This is a genomic window from Enterobacter sp. Ap-867, from assembly GCF_011752855.1.
Classification (GTDB): Bacteria; Pseudomonadota; Gammaproteobacteria; order Enterobacterales; family Enterobacteriaceae; genus Cedecea.
Map to the genome: position 1 here is coordinate 17409 of NZ_VWWS01000007.1, position 21994 is coordinate 39402.

Below are 21994 nucleotides of genomic sequence, written 5' to 3' on the forward strand. Positions count from 1 at the left end.
CGTGTGGTTGGTAAAGTAAGCGGATTTTGTATCCGCCCCAGCTTTCAGGATTATCCCTTAGTATGTTGAAAAAATTTCGTGGCATGTTTTCCAATGACCTGTCCATTGACCTGGGTACTGCGAATACCCTGATTTATGTGAAAGGACAAGGCATCGTACTGAATGAGCCCTCCGTTGTGGCCATTCGCCAGGACCGCGCCGGCTCGCCAAAAAGCGTTGCGGCCGTAGGCCATGATGCTAAACAGATGCTGGGCCGTACCCCGGGCAACATCGCGGCTATTCGTCCGATGAAAGACGGCGTTATCGCTGACTTCTTCGTGACTGAGAAAATGCTGCAGCACTTTATCAAACAGGTTCACAGCAACAGTTTCATGCGCCCAAGCCCGCGCGTGCTGGTGTGTGTGCCGGTAGGTGCTACCCAGGTTGAACGCCGTGCTATTCGTGAATCCGCACAGGGTGCAGGCGCACGTGAAGTGTTCCTGATTGAAGAACCTATGGCTGCGGCAATTGGCGCAGGCTTGCCGGTATCTGAAGCAACCGGCTCCATGGTTGTGGATATCGGTGGCGGTACCACCGAAGTGGCCGTTATCTCCCTGAACGGCGTGGTTTACTCCTCTTCCGTACGTATCGGCGGTGACCGCTTCGATGAAGCTATCATTAACTATGTGCGCCGTAACTACGGTTCACTGATTGGTGAAGCGACCGCGGAACGTATCAAACACGAAATCGGTTCTGCCTACCCGGGCGATGAAGTGCGTGAGATCGAAGTTCGCGGCCGTAACCTGGCTGAAGGTGTGCCACGCGGCTTCACCCTGAACTCTAACGAAATCCTCGAAGCATTGCAGGAGCCACTGACCGGTATTGTTAGCGCGGTGATGGTTGCGTTGGAACAGTGCCCGCCAGAGCTGGCATCCGATATCTCCGAGCGCGGTATGGTTCTGACCGGCGGTGGCGCATTGCTGCGTAACCTCGATCGCCTGCTGATGGAAGAGACGGGTATCCCGGTAGTAGTTGCAGAAGATCCACTGACCTGTGTTGCCCGCGGCGGCGGCAAGGCACTGGAAATGATCGACATGCACGGCGGCGACTTGTTTAGCGAAGAGTAACAGCCACAGGCCAGGGGGAGCTTTGCGCTGCCCCTGCTTGCTGGTTTGGGAATACGCATAGCCTATGAAGCCAATTTTTAGCCGTGGCCCGTCGCTACAGATTCGCCTTATTTTGGCGGTGCTGGTGGCGCTTGGTGTCATTATCGCCGACAGTCGCCTCGGTATGTTCAGCCAGATTCGAACATACATGGATACAGCCGTCAGTCCTTTCTATTTTGTCTCTAATGGTCCCCGTGAATTACTCGACAGCGTGTCTCAAACGCTGGCCTCGCGCGACCAACTTGAACTTGAAAATCGGGTTCTGCGTCAGGAGTTAATCCTGAAAAACAGTGAATTGCTGATGCTGGGTCAATACCGGCAGGAGAACGCGCGCCTGCGCGAGCTGCTCGGTTCCCCGCTGCGTCAGGATGAACAAAAAATGGTGACCCAGGTCATCTCCACCGTTAACGATCCGTACAGCGATCAGGTGGTGATCGACAAGGGCAGCGTGAACGGCGTGTACGAAGGTCAGCCGGTTATCAGTGATAAAGGCGTTGTCGGCCAGGTTGTCGCAGTCGCGAAGCTGACCAGCCGGGTGCTGCTGATTTGCGATGCCACTCACGCGCTGCCTATTCAGGTACTGCGTAACGATATCCGCGTGATTGCCGCCGGTAACGGCTGCACGGACGATCTGCAGCTGGAGCATCTGCCGGCCAATACCGATATTCGTGTCGGCGATGTGCTGGTGACTTCTGGTCTTGGCGGCCGCTTCCCTGAAGGCTACCCGGTTGGCGTTGTATCATCCGTTAAGCTGGATACCCAGCGCGCCTATACCGTGATTCAGGCTCGTCCTACCGCCGGTCTGCAGCGTCTGCGCTATCTGTTGCTGCTTTGGGGCGCGGATAAAAACGGCTCGTCGCCAATGCCGCCAGAGGAAGTCCACCGCGTGGCCAATGAGCGTCTGATGCAGATGATGCCTCAGGTTCTGCCGCCGCCGGGTTCAATGGGCCCTCCTGCGCCGGTCCCAGCGCCAGCAACCGGTATCACACAGCCTGCTACGGGAGCACAGTAGTGGGAAGTTATCGCAGCCAGGGCCGTTGGGTTATCTGGCTTTCATTTTTGATTGCCCTGCTACTGCAGGTCATGCCCTGGCCGGATGACCTCAAGTTTTACCGGCCGGATTGGGTATTGTTGATTCTGCTTTACTGGATTTTAGCTCTGCCGCACCGCGTTAACGTCGGGACGGGTTTTATTGTGGGCGCCATACTGGATTTGATTAGCGGCTCCACGCTCGGCGTGCGTGCTCTATCATTGAGTATTGTGGCTTACCTGGTGGCGCTGAAATACCAGCTTTTCCGTAACCTCGCCCTTTGGCAGCAGGCGCTGGTTGTCATGCTGCTCTCGCTGGTCACAGACATCATTGTTTTCTGGTCAGAATTTTTAGTGATCAACGTCTCTTTCAGACCGGAAGTGTTCTGGAGTAGTGTAGTTAACGGTATCCTGTGGCCCTGGATTTTCCTGTTAATGCGCAAAGTTCGCCAGCAATTCGCTGTGCAATAAAAGGTAAACATGACTACGTTGTATCTGGCATCCGGTTCGCCTCGCCGTCAGGAGCTTCTGACCCTGCTGGGCGTTTCTTTCGAGCGCCTCGTGCCTGGCATTGAAGAACAGCGGCAGCCGCACGAAAGCGCGGAACAGTATGTTCGCCGTCTGGCGCGCGAAAAAGCGCAGGCCGGGGTGGCGATGGCCGCCGAAGATTTGCCTGTACTGGGTGCGGATACAATCGTTATCTTCAACGGCGAAGTGCTGGAAAAACCACGGGATACAGAGCATGCCGCACAGATGCTACGTTTGCTCTCCGGCAATCAGCATCAGGTGATGACGGCAGTTGCTATTGCCGACGCCAGTCAGGTGCTGGAAGCGTTGGTGGTGACCGATGTGACGTTCCGCCGCTTATCCGAACAGGATATTGCCGATTATATTGCCAGCGGTGAACCTATGGACAAAGCCGGAGCTTACGGCATTCAGGGGCTTGGTGGCTGTTTCGTTAAAAGGATTAATGGCAGTTATCATGCAGTGGTGGGATTACCGCTGGTGGAAACTGGTGAGTTGCTGAGCAATTTTCACGCGCTGCGTGACGGACGAGGAAAAGATGACGGCTGAACTATTAGTCAACGTTACCCCATCAGAGACGCGGGTGGCCTATATTGACGGTGGCATACTGCAAGAAATTCATATTGAGCGCGAAGCGCGCCGCGGAATAGTAGGGAATATCTACAAAGGTCGCGTTAGCCGGGTGTTGCCTGGAATGCAGGCGGCGTTTGTAGATATTGGCCTGGACAAGGCGGCATTCCTTCATGCTTCTGACATTATGCCGCACACCGAGTGCGTCGCCGGTGAGGAGCAAAAGAACTTTAGCGTGCGCGACATCGCCGAACTGGTTCGCCAGGGGCAGGATTTAATGGTGCAGGTGGTCAAAGATCCGCTGGGCACCAAAGGCGCTCGCCTGACCACCGACATCACGCTTCCTTCCCGTTACCTCGTTTTCATGCCCGGCGCTTCTCACGTCGGTGTTTCCCAACGTATCGAAAGCGAAGCCGAGCGCGACCGCCTGAAGCGTATCGTGAATGAGTATTGCGATGAGCAAGGTGGTTTCATTATTCGTACCGCTGCGGAAGGCGTGTGTGAAGAAGATTTAGCCTCTGATGCGGCTTACCTGAAGCGCGTATGGACCAAGGTCAGCGAGCGTAAAAAACGCAATCAAACCCGCTACCAGATGTACGGTGAACTGGCGCTGGCCCAGCGCGTATTGCGTGATTTTGCCGACGCGGCGTTGGACAGAATTCGCGTTGATTCCCGCCTGACTTACGAAATGCTGCTGGAATTTACCGCCGAGTACATGCCGGAGATGACCAGCAAAATCGAGCATTACAGCGGCCGCCAGCCGATTTTCGATCTCTACGACGTTGAGAATGAAATCCAGCGTGCGCTGGAGCGTAAGGTGGAACTGAAGTCTGGCGGCTATCTGGTGATTGACCAGACCGAAGCGATGACCACGGTGGATATTAATACCGGCGCGTTCGTGGGCCATCGCAATCTCGACGACACAATTTTTAATACAAATATCGAAGCGACTCAGGCCATCGCGCGCCAGCTCCGGCTGCGTAATCTGGGCGGCATTATCATCATCGACTTCATCGATATGAGTAATGAAGATCACCGCCGCCGCGTGCTGCATTCTCTCGAGCAGGCGCTGAGCAAAGATCGCGTGAAGACCAGCATTAACGGCTTCTCCCAGCTCGGCCTGGTCGAGATGACTCGCAAGCGCACGCGCGAAAGCGTAGAGCATGTGCTGTGCAACGAATGCCCGACCTGCCACGGTCGCGGCACCGTAAAGACGGTGGAAACGGTTTGCTACGAAATTATGCGTGAAATCGTTCGTGTGCATCATGCCTACGATTCCGACCGTTTCCTGGTCTATGCTTCTCCTGCGGTGGGCGAGGCGTTGAAAAGCGAAGAGTCTCACGCGCTGGCTGAAGTAGAAATCTTTGTGGGTAAACAGGTCAAAGTTCAGATTGAACCGCTCTACAATCAGGAGCAGTTCGACGTCGTGATGATGTAAATGCGCATTGCAGACGACTGACAAACCTCTGATGATAGAAGAAATACCAGACGTTTAGTCAAAAAAAACAGGAAAATCAATTCGTTGATTTTCGGTTGATAATCACAAAGAGGGAAAAACCACGCTTTTTCCCTCTTTGTCAGCAACCTCAAATGTGCGGATGTGCATTTTGCCCGTAAGGCTGACAAGGAGAGAAAGGTGAGGCGACTGCCCGGCATTCTGCTGCTCACAGGCGTAACGTTGGTTGTTATCGTCGCGCTACTGGTGAGTGGCCTGCGGCTCGTTTTGCCGCACCTGGATGCCTGGCGGCCCGCGCTGCTGGATAAAATTGAAGCCGCCACAGGTTTGCCGGTGGAAGTCAGTAAGTTACAGGCAAGCTGGGAGAATTTTGGCCCCACGCTTGATGTTCGCGACGTTAAGGCCGGCCTCAAAGACGGCGGCACGCTGAGTATCAAACGCGTTACGCTGGCGCTGGATGTCTGGCAAAGCCTGCTGCACGCTCGCTGGCAGTTTCGTGACCTGACCTTCTATCAGCTGCAAATGCGTACCAACACGCCGCTCAGCCAGAACGGTGGAGATGGTACGCTGGAAGCGGACAAAATCAGCGATCTTTTCCTTCGTCAGTTCGATCACTTCGATCTTCGCGACAGCTCCCTTAGCTTCCTGACGCTCTCCGGCCAGCGGGCCGAACTTTCTATTCCTCAACTGACCTGGCTTAACGGTAAAAACCGCCACCGCGCAGAAGGCCAGGTCAGCCTGTCCAGCTTTAACGGCCAGCACGGCGTGGCCAACGTTCGTATGGATCTGCGGGATGAAAACGGGATTCTGAACAACGGCAAGGTCTGGCTGCAGGCAGATGACGTCGACGTGAAGCCCTGGCTGGGCCGCTGGATGGAAGACAATGTCGACCTGAAAAGCGCCCGTTTTAGCCTCGAAGCCTGGATGGATGTGAAAGAAGGGGATATCAGCGGCGGCAGCATCTGGCTGAAAAAAGGCGGGGCAAGCTGGCCGGGTTCCGGCAGCGTGACGCACTCGCTTTCGGTCGATAATCTTACCGCTCAGGTCAGCCGGGAGAAATCCAGCTGGCAGATCTCCGTCCCTTCTACCAATATCACGCTGGATGACCAGGCGTGGCCGAAAGGCTCGCTCTCTGTGGCCTGGGTAGCCCCGCAGGATGTAGGCGGGAAACAAAGCCAGCGCAGCGATGAACTTCGCGTACGCGCCAGCAATATGGAACTGGACAGGTTTAATGGCCTGTTGCCGATTGCCGCCAAAATTTCGCCGCAGCTGGGGGATATCTGGACTTCGCTGCAGCCTCAGGGCCACATTGACGTGCTGGCGCTGGACATTCCGCTCCAGCAAACCGAGCTGACTCGTCTGCAGGCCCGGTGGAAAGATGTGAGCTGGAAGCAGTGGAAACTGTTGCCTGGCGCGGAGCACTTCTCAGGATCGGTGACCGGCAGCGTCGCAAACGGGCAGCTTAATGCCGAAATAACCGACGCAAAAATGCCTTATGAAACCGTCTTCCGCGCGCCGCTTGAGATTGAGAAAGGCGTAGCGACGCTTGCCTGGCAGAAAAACGCAGACGGCTTCCAGCTAGACGGCAAGAATATCGACGTTAAGGCTCGCTCCGTTTGGGCGCGTGGCGATTTCCGCTACTTCCAGCCCGCCAGCGGCGATCCGTGGCTGGGCATTTTGGCGGGCATTAGCACCGATAACGGTGCGGACGCCTGGCGCTACTTCCCGGAAAACCTGATGGGCAAAGAGCTGACGGATTATCTCAGCTCGGCGATTCAGGGTGGCCAGGCCGATAACGCCACGCTGGTGTACGGCGGCAACCCACATCTTTTCCCCTACGAGCACAATGAAGGCCAGTTTGAGGTGTACGTCCCGCTTCGTAACGCAAAATTTGCTTTCCAGCCGGACTGGCCTGCGCTGGAAAACCTCGATATCACGCTAGATTTCATCAATAACGGGCTGTGGATGAACAGCAAGTCGGTCAAGCTGGGCGGTGTAACGGCCACTAACTTGACGGCAAACATCCCCGATTATGCCAAAGAAAAGCTGCTGATAGATGCCGACATCAATGGCCCGGGCAATGCGGTAGGGCCTTATTTCAAAGATACGCCGCTGGAGGATTCCCTGGCTGCCGCGCTGGATGAACTCCAGATTGGCGGCGATGTGAATGCCCGCTTACATCTGGATATTCCTCTCACTGGTGAAATGACAACGGCCAAAGGCGATGTGCGGCTGAACAACAACACGCTGCTGATCAAACCGCTGAACAGTACGCTGCATAATCTGAGCGGCAAATTCAGCTTTACCAACGGTGACCTGCAGAGTGAAGCGATGAGCGCGAGCTGGTTTAATCAGCCGGTGAGCCTGAACTTCAACACCAAAACTGGCGATAAAGACTATCAGATTGGCGTCAACCTGAGCGGCGACTGGCAGCCCAATAAAACCGGTGTGTTGCCGAAGCAGGTCAACGACGCGCTCAGCGGAAACATCGCGTGGAAAGGCGACGTGGGTATTACGCTGCCTTATCACGGCAGCGCCAGTTACAAGGTCGATCTGGCGGGCGATCTGAAGAATGTGAGCAGTCACTTACCTGCGCCTGTAGATAAAAAATCCGGGGCAGCGCTGCCGCTGAATATCGCCGTTAAGGGCGATTTAAAGAGCTTCGATCTCACGGGCAATGCAGGCGCGCTCAATCACTTCTCCAGCCGCTGGCTGCTGAATAAGAAACTCACCCTCGACCGGGCTATTTGGGCGACGGACAGTAAAACTGTGCCGCCTCTGCCAGAGCAACCGGGCGTGGAGCTCGATCTCCCTGCAATGGACGGCGCTCAGTGGCTGGCGCTCTTCAGTGAAGGCGCGGCGGACAGCGTTGGGGGATCTGCCGTCTTCCCGTCCGCAGTGACACTGCGGACCCCGGCATTAACGCTGGCGGGCCAGCAATGGCATAACCTGAGCCTGGTTTCTCGCCCGGAGATGAACGGCACGCAGGTTGAGGCCCAGGGGCGTGAAATTAATGCCTCGCTGAACATGAAGAACAACGCGCCCTGGCAGGCCAGCGTTAAGTATCTTTATTTCAACCCGAACTGGAGCGTTCTCCCGAGTGGTGCAAACGGAACGAAGACGCAGCAGGTCCCGGAAAGCGGCGATACGCTTAGCTTCCGTGGCTGGCCAAATGTGCAGTTGCGCTGCGCGGAGTGCTGGCTGTGGGGACAGAAATATGGCCGTATCGATGGGGATGTGACCATTAATGGCGACACGCTGCAGCTGGCCAATGGGCTGATTGATACCGGCTTTGCTCGCCTCACCGCCGACGGTGAATGGGTGAATAAACCCGGCAGCGAACGTACTTCCCTGAAAGGCAAGCTGAAGGGCGAGAAGCTCGACGCGGCCGCGAACTTCTTTGGCGTGAAAACGCCGCTGCAGGGCTCTTCTTTCGACGTTGATTATGACCTGCACTGGCGGGCGGTACCCTGGAAGCCGGATGAAGCTTCGCTGAACGGTATTCTGCATACCAGGCTGGGGAAAGGGCAAATTACCGACGTCAGCACGGGCCATGCGGGCCAACTTCTGCGCCTGGTCAGCTTTGACGCGCTGCTTCGCAAACTCCGTTTCGATTTTAGCGATACCTTTGGCAGCGGATTCTACTACGACTCGATTCGCAGCACCGCCTGGATAAAAGATGGCGTATTGCATACTGACGACACGCTGGTTGACGGGCTTGAGGCGGATATCGCGATGAAAGGCTCGGTGGACTTAGTCCGTCGTGAGCTAAATATGGAAGCGGTTGTTGCCCCTGAAATCTCCGCGACGGTAGGCGTGGCTACCGCTTTTGCGGTTAACCCAATAGTCGGCGCCGCGGTGTTTGCCGCCAGTAAAGTGCTTGGCCCGCTGTGGAGCAAAATCTCGGTGCTGCGCTACAGCATTACCGGCCCGGTAGATAAACCGAAAATTGATGAAGTGCTGCGGCAGCCGCGCACCAGCGAAGCTCACTGATTTGACGTTAGCGGTTAATTGCCGCAAGCTCCATAAATAAACCATTCCTCGCCAAACGGGCGATAAGCAATAAGAGTAGCGAAACGATGAGTCTTAACCTGGTAAGTGAGCAGTTGCTGTCTGCGAATGGCTTAACCCATCAAGATCTGTTTTCCATTCTCGGGCAGCTGTCCGAGCGCCGTCTCGACTACGGCGATCTCTATTTCCAGTCCAGCTATCATGAATCCTGGGTGCTGGAAGACCGCATTATTAAAGACGGTTCATGGAATATCGATCAGGGCGTTGGCGTTCGTGCGGTTAGCGGTGAGAAAACCGGGTTTGCCTATGCCGATCAAATTACTTTGCAAGCGCTGGAGCAAAGCGCTCATGCGGCCCGCAGCATCGTTCGTGAGCAGGGCGACGGACGCGCCCGTACGCTGGGTAACGTTCCGCATAGTGCGCTTTATACCAGCGCCGATCCGCTGCTAAGCATGACGCGTGAAGAGAAGCTCGACATCCTGAGACGCGTGGACAGCGTTGCGCGCGCCGCGGATGCCCGAGTGCAGGAAGTTAGCGCCAGCCTGACCGGCGTGTATGAATTGATCCTGGTTGCGGCCACGGACGGGACGCTGGCGGCTGATGTTCGCCCTCTGGTGCGCCTGTCGGTTAGCGTTCAGGTTGAGGAAGACGGCAAGCGCGAGCGCGGTGCAAGCGGCGGCGGCGGTCGTTTTGGCTATGAGTATTTCCTGGAAAGCGTGAACGGCGAAGTGCGGGCTGATGCCTGGGCGAAAGAAGCCGTGCGCATGGCGATGGTTAATTTGTCCGCCGTTGCTGCTCCGGCGGGAATGCTTCCGGTGGTACTGGGCGCAGGCTGGCCAGGCGTGCTGCTGCACGAAGCGGTCGGGCACGGTCTGGAAGGCGACTTTAACCGTCGCGGGACTTCGGTCTTCAGCGGCCAGATGGGCCAGCTGGTGGCCTCCGAACTCTGTACCGTGGTGGATGATGGCACGATGGCTAACCGCCGTGGTTCCGTCTCTATTGATGACGAAGGCGTGCCGGGTCAATACAACGTGCTGATCGAAAACGGCATTCTTAAAGGCTATATGCAGGACAAGCTCAATGCCCGCCTGATGGGCGTGGCGCCTACCGGGAACGGTCGCCGTGAGTCCTATGCCCACCTGCCGATGCCGCGCATGACCAACACCTACATGCTGGCCGGGAAATCCACGCCGCAGGAGATTATCGAGTCCGTGGATTACGGCATCTTCGCGCCAAACTTCGGCGGTGGTCAGGTAGACATCACCTCCGGCAAGTTTGTGTTCTCCACCTCGGAAGCCTACCTGATTGAAAAAGGGAAGGTGACCAGGGCAGTGAAAGGCGCCACGCTGATTGGGTCCGGCATCGAAACCATGCAGCAAATTTCGATGGTTGGGAACGATCTGGCGCTGGATAACGGCGTCGGCGTCTGCGGTAAAGAAGGCCAAAGCCTGCCGGTTGGCGTCGGCCAGCCAACCCTGAAGGTTGATAACCTGACCGTGGGCGGCACTGCCTGAGTTAATATGAGGCCGGACTAGCTCCGGCCCGTTTGTTTTGCCTTCCCGTTCCTGCCCTGCACGCCCTGATAAAGCTCCGCTACCTTCACAAAATAGTTCGTCAGATAGTTAATACATACCTGCACCTTCAGCGGCAGTTTGTCTTTTTCGGTATACAGCGCGTACACAGGACGGGGATCGGACTGATAGCGTGGGAACAGGATCTCCAGCTGTCCGCTATTGATCTCGTCGATCACCCACATCAGCGGCGCATAGCCAATACCTGCCCCGGCTTTCAGCCACCGGCTGAGCGTCATCGGATCGTTGGTGACAAAGCGGCCCTGCGGCAACAGGCGGGTCGAGATCCCTTCGGGCGCAATCAGCTCAAATTCGTTATCCGGCCGGATGCTGTATTCCAGCCATGAATGGTTAGCCAAATCAGCCGGTTTTTCCGGCGTACCGTGAATGTGCAGATAGCTTTTGGCGGCACAAACCACCATTGGCATTGACCCCAGCCTGCGGGAAAACAGGCTAGAATCCTGCAAAGCGCCGACGCGAATGACCAAATCAAGACCATCGGCAATCAGGTCAGGTGCCGGTATGCCGGTGACCAGGTTGACGGTCAGGCCGGGATGTTCACGCAGCATTTCGGCGGTCATGTCGGCGAGAACATTCTGTGCCATAGTTGAAGAGCTACCGATGCGCAGCGTGCCGATAGGCGTGTTGTTAAAGGCGTAAAGCTGCTCGTGGACTTCCTGTGCTTCGTGCAGCATTTTGCGGCAGCCTTGATAATAAATTTTACCGGCTTCGGTCAGGCCAATGCTGCGGGTGCTGCGGTTAAGCAGCTTAACCTGTAGCTCATCTTCCAGCTTGGACACGATCTGGCTGATGGAAGAGACGCTCATTTGTAGCTGCCTTGCGGCAGCGGTGTAGGAGCCAAGTTCAACGACTTTGGCAAACACCGACATACGTTTCAGTCGTTCCATTGTTCACTCTGAGTGAAAAGTGATTTAGATCACACATTATAGATAACAGGGTAACAGTTACGTTAATATATTATTATTAACATAACTCATACCGCACGCTCGCCCGCCTTTTCTGGCCTCTCCGTCGCGGTTTGTCGTCGAGTTATGTATCGCCTGCATTATCTTATCAAGGTCAAAATGAGTCTATTTCCGGTTATCGTAATATTCGGTCTTTCCTTTCCGCCGATATTCTTCGAATTAATTCTGTCGCTCGCCGCGTTCTGGCTGGCGCGTCGGCTGCTGACCCCAACCGGCATTTATGATTTTGTCTGGCACCCTGCATTATTCAATACAGCGCTCTATTGCTGCCTTTTTTATCTGATTTCGCGTTTGTTCGTTTGAGGTTGATGTGAAAATACTAACAAGAAACATAACCCGTACCGCTATCACGCTTTTGCTGGTGCTGCTGGCCTTCATCGCTATCTTCCGTGCGTGGGTGTTTTACACCGAATCCCCGTGGACACGAGACGCGCGTTTCACCGCTGACGTTGTTGCCATTGCGCCGGACGTGTCCGGGCTTATTACCAGCGTGAACGTTCAGGACAACCAACTGGTGAAAAAAGACCAGGTGCTGTTCACCATCGACCAGCCGCGCTACCAGAAAGCGCTCGAGCAGGCCGAAGCAGACGTGGCTTATTACCAGGCGCTGTCCTCTGAAAAACGTCGTGAAGCCGGACGGCGTAACTCCCTTGGCATTCAGGCCATGTCGCGCGAAGAGATTGATCAGTCCAACAACTCGCTGCAAACCGTTCTTCATCAACTAGATAAAGCCCAGGCGACGCGCGATCTGGCCAAACTAGACCTGCAGCGCACGGTCATTCGTGCCCCAGCGGACGGCTGGGTAACCAACCTTAACGTGCACACCGGGGAATTTATTAACCGCGGCGCGGCGTCCGTCGCGCTGGTGAAACAGAATTCGTTCTACATTCTGGCCTACATGGAAGAAACCAAACTGGAAGGAATTCGTCCGGGCTATCGCGTACAGATCACGCCGCTTGGCAGTAACCGCGTGCTGCGCGGCAGCGTCGACAGCATCTCTGCCGGAGTGACAAACGCCAGCAGTACCAGCGATTCAAAAGGCATGGCAACGGTCGACTCCAACCTTGAGTGGGTGCGCCTTGCTCAGCGTGTGCCGGTCAGAATCCGCCTTGATGAACAGATGGGGAATCTGTATCCCGCCGGGACAACGGCCACCGTCGTTGTGACGGGAGAAAAAGACCGCAAAGCGGAGAATGACTCAGCCTTTATTAAGCTGATGCATCGTCTGCGCGAGTTCGGTTAAGCAGGCCGCTATGTATAACATTTCCAGGCTGCACGTCCGCTTTGCGATAAAGCTCGCTTTCGCCATTGTTCTGGCGGTGTTTGTCGGTTTTCACTTTGAGCTGGAAACGCCGCGCTGGGCGGTGCTGACCGCCGCGATTGTGGCCGCCGGGCCAGCCTTTGCCGCTGGAGGAGAGCCTTATTCCGGGGCCATACGCTACCGCGGGATGCTGCGCATTATCGGGACATTTATTGGCTGTGCGGCCGCGCTGGTCATCATTATCACGCTGATCCGTGCCCCGGTTGTCATGCTGCTGGTGTGCTGTATCTGGGCCGGATTCTGTACCTGGATCTCCTCGCTTGTTCGCGTCGAAAACTCCTACGCCTGGGGCCTCGCGGGCTACACTGCGCTGATTATTGTGGTCACTATTCAGGTTGCTCCGCTCACTACGCCGCAGTTTGCCGTTGAACGCTGTAGCGAAATCGTTATCGGGATTGTGTGTGCCATCGTCGCCGACCTGCTGTTTTCTCCGCGTTCCATCAAGCAGGAGATTGACCGGGAACTGGATAACCTGCTGGTGGACCAATACCGCCTGATGCAGCTTTGTATTGCCCACGGCGACAAAGAAGAGGTGGATAAAGCCTGGAGCGGGCTGGTGCGTAAAGTCACCGCGCTGAACGGCATGCGTGCCAACCTGAATATGGAATCCGCCCGCTGGGCGAAGGCCAACCGACGCCTGAAAGCGATCAACACCCTTTCGCTGACGCTGATCACCCAGGCCTGTGAAACTTTCCTGATTCAAAACACCCGGCCCGAATACGTCACGCCAGAATTCCGCCAGCTTTTTGCCGTCGAAGTGGAAACCGCCGACGACGTTTATAAGCGGATGAAATTGCTGCGCCGAGCGATATCTGCGATGGGCGAAAAGGCCACACCGATAACCATCGGATCCTGGGTTTCCGCCTCGACCCGCTATCTGTTGCTGAAGCGCGGGTTTATCAGTAATAGCCGCGTGAGCGCGATTGAAGAAGAAGTGCTGAACGGTGAAGCGGTGGTGAAGGTGGAATCCGCCGAGGGCCACCACGCGATGATTAACTTCTGGCGCACGACGATTTCCTGCGTGCTTGGAAGCCTGTTCTGGCTCTGGACCGGCTGGACATCCGGTAGCGGCGCGATGGTGATGATTGCGGTGGTGACGGCGCTGGCAATGCGCCTGCCTAACCCGCGCATGGTTTCGCTCGACTTCCTGTATGGCATGCTGGTGGCGCTGCCGCTCGGCGCGTTCTACTTCCTTGTGGTGCTGCCGTCCACGCAGCAGAGTATGCTGCTGCTGTGTATCAGCCTTGCCCTGCTGGGTTTCTTTATGGGCATTGAGGTGCAGAAGCGGCGGCTGGGTTCTATGGGGGCGCTGGCCGGGACGATAAATATTATCGTGCTGGATAACCCGATGACTTTCCATTTCAGCAGCTTCCTCGACAGCGCGCTGGGGCAGATCGTCGGTTGTTTCCTGGCCATGATGGTGATCCTGCTGATCCGAGATAATTCGAAAGAGCGCACGGGCCGCACGCTACTGAACCAGTTTGTCTCCGCTGCGGTATCGGCGCTGACGACCAATAATGCCCGGCGGAAAGAGAACCACCTTCCGGCGCTGTATCAGCAGCTGTTTTTACTGTTGAACATGTTCCCTGGCGACATAGATCGTTATCGCCTTGCGCTGACGCTAATCATCGCGCATCAACGCCTGCGCGATGCGCCTATCCCGGTCAATGACGATCTCTCTGCCTTCCACCGGCAGTTGCGTAAAACGGCGGATAAGGTGATTTCTGCCAGCAGTGATGATAAGCGAGAGCGCTATTACGAAAGCCTTTTAGGCGAGCTGGAAATCTATCAAGAGAAACTTCGCCTGTGGGAAGCGCCGCGGCAGGTCACCGAGCCGGTGAAGCGGCTGGCGGACATTTTACATCGCTACCGGCATACGCTGATTAACGCCTGAGCCCAACCTTAGCCTGAAGAGCCGACGCCTGCGTCGGCTTTTTTCTATCTATACTTAACTGCGGTCCATGGGATGAACACTTATGAACAGGAGCTATTATGACGAATCAGACACTCCCGCAAAGTGAGCTCTTTAAAACCGGCTATCTGGTCGCAGGCAAGTGGCATTCGCTCGAAGACACTTTTGATGTGCTGAATCCTGCTACGGGAGAAATAGTGGCCAGAGTGGCAAGAGCCGGCAAACGAGAAACCGACGCCGCGATTGAGGCCGCCAGCAAAGCTTTCCCCGCCTGGCGGGCGAAAACCGCCAAACAGCGATCTGAAATTCTCTACCGTTGGTTTGAACTGATGCTGGCGAACAAAAGCTGGCTCGCCCGGTTAATGACCCTTGAGCAGGGGAAACCGCTCAAAGAGGCTGAGGGTGAAGTGGATTACGCCGCCAGCTTCATTCAGTGGTTTGCTGAACAGGGCAAACGCGCCAACGGCGAGATTATTCCTCCGGTTAAGCCCGGTTCTCGCATTCTGGCCACGCGTGAACCCGTCGGCGTAGTCGCGGCAATCACGCCGTGGAATTTCCCCATGGCGATGCTGACCCGCAAGCTCGGGCCTGCTCTGGCCGCTGGCTGTACCGGAGTGATAAAGCCCGCGAATAACACGCCTCTTTCCGCTTTTGCTTTGCTGGAACTGGCGAAGCAGGCCGGCGTGCCGGACGGCGTATTGAATGCCGTGGCCGGGAAAACCCAGGAAATTAGCGATGCCATTATGGCCAGCCATCAGGTGCGCAAAATCTCCTTCACGGGTTCAACGGCGGTGGGCAAAACGCTGATGCGCAATGCCGCAGAAACGATGAAAAAAGTGTCGATGGAGCTGGGGGGAAATGCGCCTTATATCGTGTTTGATGACGCGGATATTGACGCGGCGGTAAAAGGTGCCATTGCTAACAAATTCCGTAATGCTGGCCAGGTTTGCGTCAGCGTTAACCGTTTCTTCATCCAGCAAAATGTGTACGACAGTTTTGTGAATAAGCTTGCTGCAGAGGTTGGGAAGCTGAAAGTAGGCAACGGCCTGGAAGAGGGCGTGATTGTCGGGCCGCTGATTGAGCAATCTGCGGTGGAAAAAGTACGAGAGCATGTTGATGACGCGCTGGCGAAAGGTGGGAAAGCGCTTGTCGGCGGCAAGCCCCATGCGCTGGGCGGCAATTTCTGGCAGCCCACCGTTATCATCAACGCTAACGATGATATGAAACTGGCCAGGGAAGAGACGTTTGGCCCCCTTGCGGCCTGCTTCCGCTTTGAAACGGAAGAAGAGGTCATCGAAAGAGCCAACAATACGCCATTTGGGCTGGCGGCCTATTTCTATACCCAGAATTTACAGCGCGTTTTCCGCGTCTCTCAGGCTCTGGAAAGTGGCATGGTTGGGATCAATGAATGTGCTGTTTCTACGGAACTGGGGCCCTTCGGCGGCGTGAAAGAGTCGGGGTTAGGGCGTGAAGGCTCCGTGCTGGGGCTGGACGAGTTCCTTGAAGTGAAAACGCTACATATCGGCGGGCTTTAGCTCAGCGCTTGCTTAAAAGAGTCGGGGCGGCAGCGATGAAAAAATTTACTTTTGATTTTAACCACATCGAGGACAACCTGGCTTTCTATCGCCAGTTTGCGGAGCAACTCGCGCTACGCAAAGAGCAGGTTCACGACCTGGATAGCCTGTGGGACGTGGTCACGGCGTCAATGTTACCGCTGCCCGTGGAGATCGAATTTGCGCATTTGCCGGAGAGCAAGCGGCGCAGGTTCGGGGCGCTCATTCTGCTTTTTGACGAGGCAGAAGAAGAACTGGAAGGCCAGCTCCGCTTTAACATTCACGGCTAGCGTTTGATCAGCGGCCATAAAAAAGCCCCCGGCGAGCGGGGGCAAAGTCGTAGGACAAGTACGACGAGGGTTTATTTGTACAGCTCTGCAGTTGCGTGCCAGTTATCGCCGCTACGGGCTTCAATCACGCGGTAAGCAGAGGCACCTTGTTCTGTGGCTTTCTGGGACAATTCCTGACGCATATCCATTGGTGCGCTGCCGACCTGGCTTACAGAAATGGAACCCATGGATTGCAGGCCTTGAGCTTGTTCGCTGTTGATCTGGTGTGCGGCAGCGCTAGCGCCTAAAGAGATAACGGACAGCAGGCTCAGTGCGGCGATAGTTAATTTGGTTTTCATAGTCTTTACTCCTGAAGGTTTAACGTGGCGGCCGGAAGGGCTTAATCGCGATTTTTCTACTTGGGGCCGCCGAGGCTTAACGTTTCTACTCAACTCTATTCAACTGGCTTAGGGCTAAGAACGCTTATTTGTACAGTTCTGCCGTTGCGTGCCAGTGTCCACCGGTGCGTGCTTCGATCACGCGATAAGCGGAAGCGCCGTTTTGCTCTGCTTTCTGGTTCAGCATCTCGTGCATATCCATCGGAGAACTGCCGATGTCATCAACGGAAACGGTACCCAGTGACTGGCGATTCTGCGCTTGCTGAGCGTCGATAGAGTCAGCGGCGAAAACGCCGAATGACAGAGCGGAGAGCAGGCTGGCGGTAACTAAAGTGGCTTTCATGTTCATGGTTTTTTCCTCGTCGTATTCTTTTGGTTGGGTCATCGTTCTGTGACCCTCATCACGAAATCAAGTATACACTAGTTACGGGAAAAATTAATACCCTGCTAATTGTTGCCTATGCAACTTTAAATTAACGTAATGATTTTTTATTCCTGATAGTTATTAAAAAGACGTTTTTATCACGGCTTTTTTGTTAAATATAAGTAAAATCATAGATATGGGTGAATTTGACTATTTGTGCGGTAACACGCAGAACAATGCCCTGTGGAATGGTATTGAAGCAATTCCATACGCTGGATTGAGGTTTATTTACGGAAGATTACCGACTGAGAGGCCCGCCGCGTCGTGACGGCGGGCTGAGAAGAGGGGGAGTGATTACAGCTCTTGTTCGAACAGCACCAGGATGGCTTCGTACAGCTCTTTCACCGTGAAGTTATTGGCTGGCGTGGTGAAAATAGTGTCGTCCCCGGCAATGGTGCCCAGAATACCCTCCGCTTTTCCCAGTGAGTCCAGCAGGCGAGCAATGAGCTGTGCGGCGCCAGGGCTGGTATGGATCACTACGACGGCGTCGTTATAGTCGATATCCAGAACCAGGTTTTTTAGCGGGCTGGAGGTCGTCGGGACGCCCAGCTCGGCAGGCAGGCAGTAGACCATTTCCATTTTTGCATTACGCGTTCTTACCGCGCCGAATTTGGTCAGCATGCGGGACACTTTGGATTGGTTGATGTTTTCGAAGCCGTCGTTTTGTAACGCCTGAACTATCTCGCCCTGTGAGCTGAATTTCTCTTCTTTAAGTAATGCTTTGAAAGCCTTTACTAATTCTTCTTGTTTTGAGGAGTTACGCATAAATAACCTATCCTGGGTAAAAGAGATAACATTATTATGCATTTAAATGAATTTTTATGCAAATTGTTCATCTTCCTTCAGGTGCCTGATTTTACGGCGGCCTGAATAGCGTGGGAGAATCATCCGGCGGAGATCAGCCTGAAATAATGTTATGAAAGCGGGCGATTTTATCAAATTTCGTTATCGGCGAACATGCCTGTGTCACGACTCGCAAATAAGCTTCAAAGTAAATTAAATGTTATCAAAATGATGTTGTTTTGGTGTGCGCGGAGGGGTAATGTAACCGCCGTTGATGTAACCACATCAGGTCGTGACCGGGCGCTATGGCGTCGTTCCTCCCGGCGAGTAAATGCAGCAGCAACGCGGTCGGTGATTGCTTTATATCGCAATCTGGCGGCGGGAAGATTGTAATTATCTCCTCTCTGGATTATGGTCGCCACCGCATGGAGTTACGGCACGATTTTGCTAACCATAATAAGGAGTTTAGGATGAAAGTTGCAGTCCTCGGCGCAGCTGGCGGTATCGGCCAGGCGCTTGCCCTTCTACTTAAGACCCAACTGCCTTCAGGCTCAGAACTCTCTCTGTATGACATTGCGCCAGTAACCCCAGGGGTTGCGGTGGATCTGAGTCATATCCCGACTGACGTGAAAATCAAAGGTTTCTCCGGCGAAGATGCTACCCCTGCGCTGGTGGGTGCAGATGTGGTGCTGATCTCCGCAGGTGTTGCACGTAAACCAGGTATGGATCGTTCCGACCTGTTCAACGTGAACGCGGGTATTGTGAAAAACCTGATCGAGCAAGTGGCGAAAACCGCCCCTAAAGCTTGCATCGGTATTATTACCAACCCGGTAAACACCACCGTGGCGATTGCCGCAGAAGTGCTGAAAAAAGCGGGCGTTTACGATAAGAACAAACTGTTCGGCGTCACTACGCTGGATATCATCCGCTCCAACACCTTTGTTGCCGAGCTGAAAGGCAAGCAGCCAACGGATATCGAAGTCCCGGTGATTGGCGGCCACTCTGGCGTAACCATTCTGCCGCTGCTGTCCCAGATCCCTGGCGTGAGCTTCACCGAGCAGGAAGTCGCTGACCTGACCAAACGTATCCAGAACGCGGGTACTGAAGTGGTTGAAGCGAAAGCCGGTGGCGGGTCCGCAACGCTGTCTATGGGCCAGGCTGCGGCTCGTTTCGGTCTGTCTCTGGTTCGCGCTTTGAAAGGCGAAAGCAACGTTGTGGAATGCGCTTACGTTGAAGGCGACGGCGAGCACGCACGTTTCTTCTCCCAGCCGCTGCTGCTGGGTAAAAATGGTATCGTTGAGCGTAAAGCTATCGGCACCCTCAGCGCATTTGAGAAAAACGCGATGGAAGGCATGCTGGATACCCTGAAGAAAGATATCCAACTGGGCGAAGAATTCGTTAAGTAATCGACGCCTGAATAAAAAAAACCGGAACTCAGGTTCCGGTTTTTTTATGTCTGCCGTTTAGCTTCCGGCGGGGTATTCCTGCACGGTGACCTGCAGCGTGAGTTTCTTGTCTTCACGCATGACCTCGACCGGAATCACCGAGCCCGGGCGAATTTCCGCCACCTGGTCCATGGTTTCCAGCGCCGAGATAGCCGGTTTGTGGTTAACCGAGATAATCACGTCGTTAACCTGAATACCAGCCTGAGCTGCCGGGCCGTCCGGGGATACAGCATTAACGATAATCCCTTGCAGCTGATCGATGCCGGTGGAAGGGCCATGCAGCGGGGTGATTTCTCTGCCGCCAATGCCGATGTAGCCTCGAATAACCCGGCCATCGCGGATGAGCTTATCCATTATTTTGGTCGCCAGTTGGGTTGGTATCGCAAAACCAATCCCTTCCGGCGTTTCGCCGTCATTGCTCTTGTCAAACGACAGGGTGTTGATGCCCATCAGTTCCCCGAGCGAATTCACCAGCGCCCCGCCGGAGTTACCGCGGTTAATTGAGGCGTCAGTTTGCAGGAACGACTGTCGGCCCGAAGGGCTCAGGCCGATGCGGCCGGTCGCGCTGATAATGCCCTGCGTGACCGTCTGCCCCAGGTTGTAAGGGTTACCGATGGCCATGACCACATCGCCAATATGGGGCTGGCGCTTGCCGTTAATAGGAATGATCGGCAGGTTGGTGGCGTTGATTTTCAGCACAGCCAGGTCGGTCAGGCTATCGGACCCAATAAGCAGGGCTTCAAACACTCGCCCGTCCTGGAGCGCAACGATGATTTGCTCGGCATCGTTGATCACGTGTTTATTGGTAATGATGTAGCCGCGTCCGTCCATGATAACGCCGGAGCCGAGCGTCTTGATTTGAAGCTGGTTTTGGCCGTTATTGCCGACGCTGCGATTGTATACGTTCACTACCGCCGGGGCAGCGCGGCGCACGGCCGGATTAAAGCTCATCGGCGTTTCGTCGGTGCTGTCATATTGTGCAGGCGCAAGTGGGCCCACGGCTTTGCGTAACGACGGCATCGCGAGCAGCAGCAGCCCCGCAACAATCAGCCCAATGATCACCGAACGTAAGATCTTTAGAAACATGAGTTTGAGTTAATAAGTGAGAGATCGACCGCAGAATAGCATGAGTTGGACGGACATCGTACAGACGATGTCCGTTTCTCTGCTTCCGTTAACGCAACAGCAAATAGAGGCTCTGTTCGCCGCGAACAACATGCAGCGCAATGACCGCAGGCTTGGTTTCCAGCACTTTGCGCATTTCGGCGATGGTATGAATTCGCTCACGGTTAATGCCGACGATGATATCGTCTTTGTGCAGACCAACCTGAGCCGCAGGCGTGCCTTTATCCACGTTATCCAGACGAATGCCCTTGCCGCCGTCCTTCAGTTGCCCATCGCTTAGCGTGGCACCCTGCAGCGCCGGCAGGATCATTTCTGCGCTTGCGGAAGAGGCGGTGCTCTTGTCCAGCGTCACGCTCACTTCCAGTGGTTTGCCGTCGCGCAGCAAGCCCAGTTTCACCACGGTGCCGGGCTCGGTTGTGGCAATTTTCGCTCGTAATTCGGCGAAACTGCTCAGCGGGTTACCGTTCAGGCTGGTGATGATATCCCCGGCTTTAACGCCCGCTTTTGCCGACCCTGACTGAGGCAGAACTTCACTGACAAAGGCACCGCGCTGGGTGGAAAGGTTAAACGCTTTGGCGATGTCGGCGTTCATCTCCATGCCTTTGATTCCCAGCAGGCCACGTTTGATTTCACCAAATTCCATCAGCTGTTTAGCGAGGGTTTGGGCCATATTGCTCGGGATAGCAAAACCAATCCCTACGCTGCCGCCTGCGGGAGCAAGAATCGCAGTGTTGATGCCAATCAGTTCGCCGTTCAGGTTGAGCAGCGCGCCGCCGGAGTTACCACGGTTGATTGAAGCATCTGTTTGAATAAAGTTTTCCAGACCTTCAAGGTTCAGGCCGCTGCGGCCCAGTGCGGAAACGATGCCGGAAGTCGCTGTTTGACCGAGGCCAAATGGGTTACCCACCGCAACCGCAAAATCACCCACTTTGAGCTTGTCAGAGTCGGCCACTTTGATTTCGGTAAGCCCGGTTGCGTTTTGCAACTGAAGTAGCGCGATGTCGCTCTGATCGTCCCCGCCAATCAGTTTGGCATCAAATTCACGCCCGTCATTCAGCTGCACGCTGATTTTCTGTGCCTGATTAATCACATGATTGTTGGTCAGGACATAGCCTTTTGCGGCGTTGATGATGACGCCGGAACCCAAGCCTTCAAACTGTTGAGGTGTGTCGGAGGGGGCTTCATCGCCGTAGAATTTTTTGAACTCTTCCGGCACTTTCTGGCTGGACGCTGAGGCGGTGCCTTCAACCTGTACGCTGACGACCGCCGGTAAGACTTTTTCCAGCATCGGCGCAAGGCTTGGCAAAGCCGGCTGGCCTGGAACCTGGGAAGGCAGTGACGCGCTTGCCAGAGGGGATACGCCGAGCGTCAGAGCGACGCTTAACGCTAATGCATTCAACAGCCGTGTTTGTTTCTTCATTGGATGCTGGCTCTCGTCACCTGGAAAAAGGAATGCCCACTCACGCAATTG

Annotated in this window: 19 protein-coding genes; 13 read left to right on the plus strand and 6 right to left on the minus strand. The window is 55.1% G+C overall.

All coding sequences use genetic code 11. The annotated features are described in order from the left end of the window. Window positions 1–62 precede the first annotated feature (62 nt). The 7 genes from mreB to tldD all read left to right on the plus strand — a co-directional run bounded on the left by mreB (window position 63) and on the right by tldD (window position 10250). The gene (gene mreB, locus F3J26_RS16830) at window positions 63–1106 is read left to right on the plus strand and encodes a rod shape-determining protein MreB (protein ID WP_000913396.1); all 1044 of its coding nucleotides are present in this window, start codon (window positions 63–65) and stop codon (window positions 1104–1106) included. A gap of 64 nt (window positions 1107–1170) precedes the next feature. Next, window positions 1171–2157, plus strand: coding sequence for a rod shape-determining protein MreC (gene mreC / locus F3J26_RS16835; RefSeq protein ID WP_008454901.1), 987 nt, complete (start codon window positions 1171–1173; stop codon window positions 2155–2157). After that, window positions 2157–2645: a rod shape-determining protein MreD gene (gene mreD / locus F3J26_RS16840; RefSeq protein ID WP_008454899.1), complete on the plus strand. Its 489-nt coding sequence runs from the start codon at window positions 2157–2159 to the stop codon at window positions 2643–2645. The genes mreC and mreD overlap by 1 nt, the downstream gene beginning before the upstream one ends. A gap of 9 nt (window positions 2646–2654) precedes the next feature. After that, window positions 2655–3248, plus strand: coding sequence for a Maf family protein (locus F3J26_RS16845; RefSeq protein ID WP_008454898.1), 594 nt, complete (start codon window positions 2655–2657; stop codon window positions 3246–3248). After that, the gene (gene rng / locus F3J26_RS16850; RefSeq protein ID WP_008454897.1) at window positions 3238–4707 is read left to right on the plus strand and encodes a ribonuclease G; all 1470 of its coding nucleotides are present in this window, start codon (window positions 3238–3240) and stop codon (window positions 4705–4707) included. The genes F3J26_RS16845 and rng overlap by 11 nt, the downstream gene beginning before the upstream one ends. 198 nt (window positions 4708–4905) lie before the next feature. Then, window positions 4906–8718 (plus strand): AsmA2 domain-containing protein YhdP, encoded by a 3813-nt coding sequence (gene yhdP / locus F3J26_RS16855; protein ID WP_166994990.1) that lies wholly within the window; start codon window positions 4906–4908, stop codon window positions 8716–8718. Window positions 8719–8804: 86 nt separating this feature from the next. Further along, window positions 8805–10250 carry a metalloprotease TldD gene (tldD, locus tag F3J26_RS16860; protein ID WP_166877719.1) on the plus strand — a complete coding sequence of 482 codons (1446 nt, stop codon included), beginning with the start codon at window positions 8805–8807 and terminating at the stop codon, window positions 10248–10250. A gap of 17 nt (window positions 10251–10267) precedes the next feature. Here tldD and aaeR read toward each other — a convergent pair whose 3' ends face one another. After that, window positions 10268–11215 (minus strand): HTH-type transcriptional activator AaeR, encoded by a 948-nt coding sequence (gene aaeR, locus F3J26_RS16865; protein ID WP_034807694.1) that lies wholly within the window; start codon window positions 11213–11215, stop codon window positions 10268–10270. Window positions 11216–11392: 177 nt separating this feature from the next. Here aaeR and aaeX point away from each other — a divergent pair, with 177 nt between their 5' ends. The 5 genes from aaeX to F3J26_RS16890 all read left to right on the plus strand — a co-directional run bounded on the left by aaeX (window position 11393) and on the right by F3J26_RS16890 (window position 16369). Beyond that, the gene (gene aaeX, locus F3J26_RS16870; protein WP_008454892.1) at window positions 11393–11596 is read left to right on the plus strand and encodes a p-hydroxybenzoic acid efflux pump operon protein AaeX; all 204 of its coding nucleotides are present in this window, start codon (window positions 11393–11395) and stop codon (window positions 11594–11596) included. A gap of 7 nt (window positions 11597–11603) precedes the next feature. Then, complete coding sequence (aaeA, locus tag F3J26_RS16875; protein WP_008454891.1) at window positions 11604–12536, plus strand: p-hydroxybenzoic acid efflux pump subunit AaeA; 933 nt, start codon at window positions 11604–11606, stop codon at window positions 12534–12536. Between the two features lie 10 nt (window positions 12537–12546). Continuing rightward, a complete protein-coding gene (gene aaeB, locus F3J26_RS16880; protein ID WP_166994992.1) occupies window positions 12547–14508 on the plus strand; it encodes a p-hydroxybenzoic acid efflux pump subunit AaeB in 1962 nt (653 codons plus the stop codon). Window positions 14509–14606: 98 nt separating this feature from the next. Further along, complete coding sequence (locus F3J26_RS16885) at window positions 14607–16061, plus strand: NAD-dependent succinate-semialdehyde dehydrogenase (RefSeq protein WP_166994994.1); 1455 nt, start codon at window positions 14607–14609, stop codon at window positions 16059–16061. Between the two features lie 35 nt (window positions 16062–16096). After that, complete coding sequence (locus F3J26_RS16890) at window positions 16097–16369, plus strand: barstar family protein (protein WP_008454888.1); 273 nt, start codon at window positions 16097–16099, stop codon at window positions 16367–16369. Between the two features lie 71 nt (window positions 16370–16440). Here F3J26_RS16890 and yhcN (F3J26_RS16895) read toward each other — a convergent pair whose 3' ends face one another. From yhcN (F3J26_RS16895) to argR, 3 genes are all read right to left on the minus strand, one after another. Continuing rightward, window positions 16441–16707 carry a peroxide/acid stress response protein YhcN gene (yhcN, locus tag F3J26_RS16895; protein ID WP_166994996.1) on the minus strand — a complete coding sequence of 89 codons (267 nt, stop codon included), beginning with the start codon at window positions 16705–16707 and terminating at the stop codon, window positions 16441–16443. Window positions 16708–16831: 124 nt separating this feature from the next. Then, window positions 16832–17095, minus strand: a complete 264-nt coding sequence (gene yhcN / locus F3J26_RS16900) for a peroxide/acid stress response protein YhcN (protein WP_008454886.1) — start codon at window positions 17093–17095, stop codon at window positions 16832–16834. Window positions 17096–17464: 369 nt separating this feature from the next. Next, entirely contained in the window at window positions 17465–17935 is a 471-nt protein-coding gene (gene argR, locus F3J26_RS16905; protein WP_008454885.1) for a transcriptional regulator ArgR, read from the minus strand. 488 nt (window positions 17936–18423) lie between these two features. On the opposite strand from argR, the gene mdh reads away from it, so the two are divergent. After that, window positions 18424–19359 (plus strand): malate dehydrogenase, encoded by a 936-nt coding sequence (gene mdh, locus F3J26_RS16910; RefSeq protein WP_008454883.1) that lies wholly within the window; start codon window positions 18424–18426, stop codon window positions 19357–19359. Window positions 19360–19416: 57 nt separating this feature from the next. Here the strand turns inward: mdh and degS are convergent, their stop codons facing one another. Further along, window positions 19417–20484, minus strand: a complete 1068-nt coding sequence (degS, locus tag F3J26_RS16915) for an outer membrane-stress sensor serine endopeptidase DegS (RefSeq protein WP_008454882.1) — start codon at window positions 20482–20484, stop codon at window positions 19417–19419. Window positions 20485–20572: 88 nt separating this feature from the next. Beyond that, complete coding sequence (gene degQ, locus F3J26_RS16920) at window positions 20573–21943, minus strand: serine endoprotease DegQ (protein WP_166877728.1); 1371 nt, start codon at window positions 21941–21943, stop codon at window positions 20573–20575. Between the last annotated feature and the right edge of the window lie 51 nt (window positions 21944–21994).

Coding starts and splice junctions, on each gene's coding strand:
- mreB (WP_000913396.1), top strand. CDS start 63: ATGTTGAAAAAATTTCGTGGCATGTTTTCCAATGACCTGTCCATTGAC.
- mreC (WP_008454901.1), top strand. CDS start 1,171: ATGAAGCCAATTTTTAGCCGTGGCCCGTCGCTACAGATTCGCCTTATT.
- F3J26_RS16845 (WP_008454898.1), top strand. CDS start 2,655: ATGACTACGTTGTATCTGGCATCCGGTTCGCCTCGCCGTCAGGAGCTT.
- rng (WP_008454897.1), top strand. CDS start 3,238: ATGACGGCTGAACTATTAGTCAACGTTACCCCATCAGAGACGCGGGTG.
- tldD (WP_166877719.1), top strand. CDS start 8,805: ATGAGTCTTAACCTGGTAAGTGAGCAGTTGCTGTCTGCGAATGGCTTA.
- aaeR (WP_034807694.1), bottom strand. CDS start 11,215: ATGGAACGACTGAAACGTATGTCGGTGTTTGCCAAAGTCGTTGAACTT.
- aaeX (WP_008454892.1), top strand. CDS start 11,393: ATGAGTCTATTTCCGGTTATCGTAATATTCGGTCTTTCCTTTCCGCCG.
- aaeB (WP_166994992.1), top strand. CDS start 12,547: ATGTATAACATTTCCAGGCTGCACGTCCGCTTTGCGATAAAGCTCGCT.
- F3J26_RS16885 (WP_166994994.1), top strand. CDS start 14,607: ATGACGAATCAGACACTCCCGCAAAGTGAGCTCTTTAAAACCGGCTAT.
- F3J26_RS16890 (WP_008454888.1), top strand. CDS start 16,097: ATGAAAAAATTTACTTTTGATTTTAACCACATCGAGGACAACCTGGCT.
- yhcN (WP_166994996.1), bottom strand. CDS start 16,707: ATGAAAACCAAATTAACTATCGCCGCACTGAGCCTGCTGTCCGTTATC.
- yhcN (WP_008454886.1), bottom strand. CDS start 17,095: ATGAACATGAAAGCCACTTTAGTTACCGCCAGCCTGCTCTCCGCTCTG.
- argR (WP_008454885.1), bottom strand. CDS start 17,935: ATGCGTAACTCCTCAAAACAAGAAGAATTAGTAAAGGCTTTCAAAGCA.
- mdh (WP_008454883.1), top strand. CDS start 18,424: ATGAAAGTTGCAGTCCTCGGCGCAGCTGGCGGTATCGGCCAGGCGCTT.
- degS (WP_008454882.1), bottom strand. CDS start 20,484: ATGTTTCTAAAGATCTTACGTTCGGTGATCATTGGGCTGATTGTTGCG.
- degQ (WP_166877728.1), bottom strand. CDS start 21,943: ATGAAGAAACAAACACGGCTGTTGAATGCATTAGCGTTAAGCGTCGCT.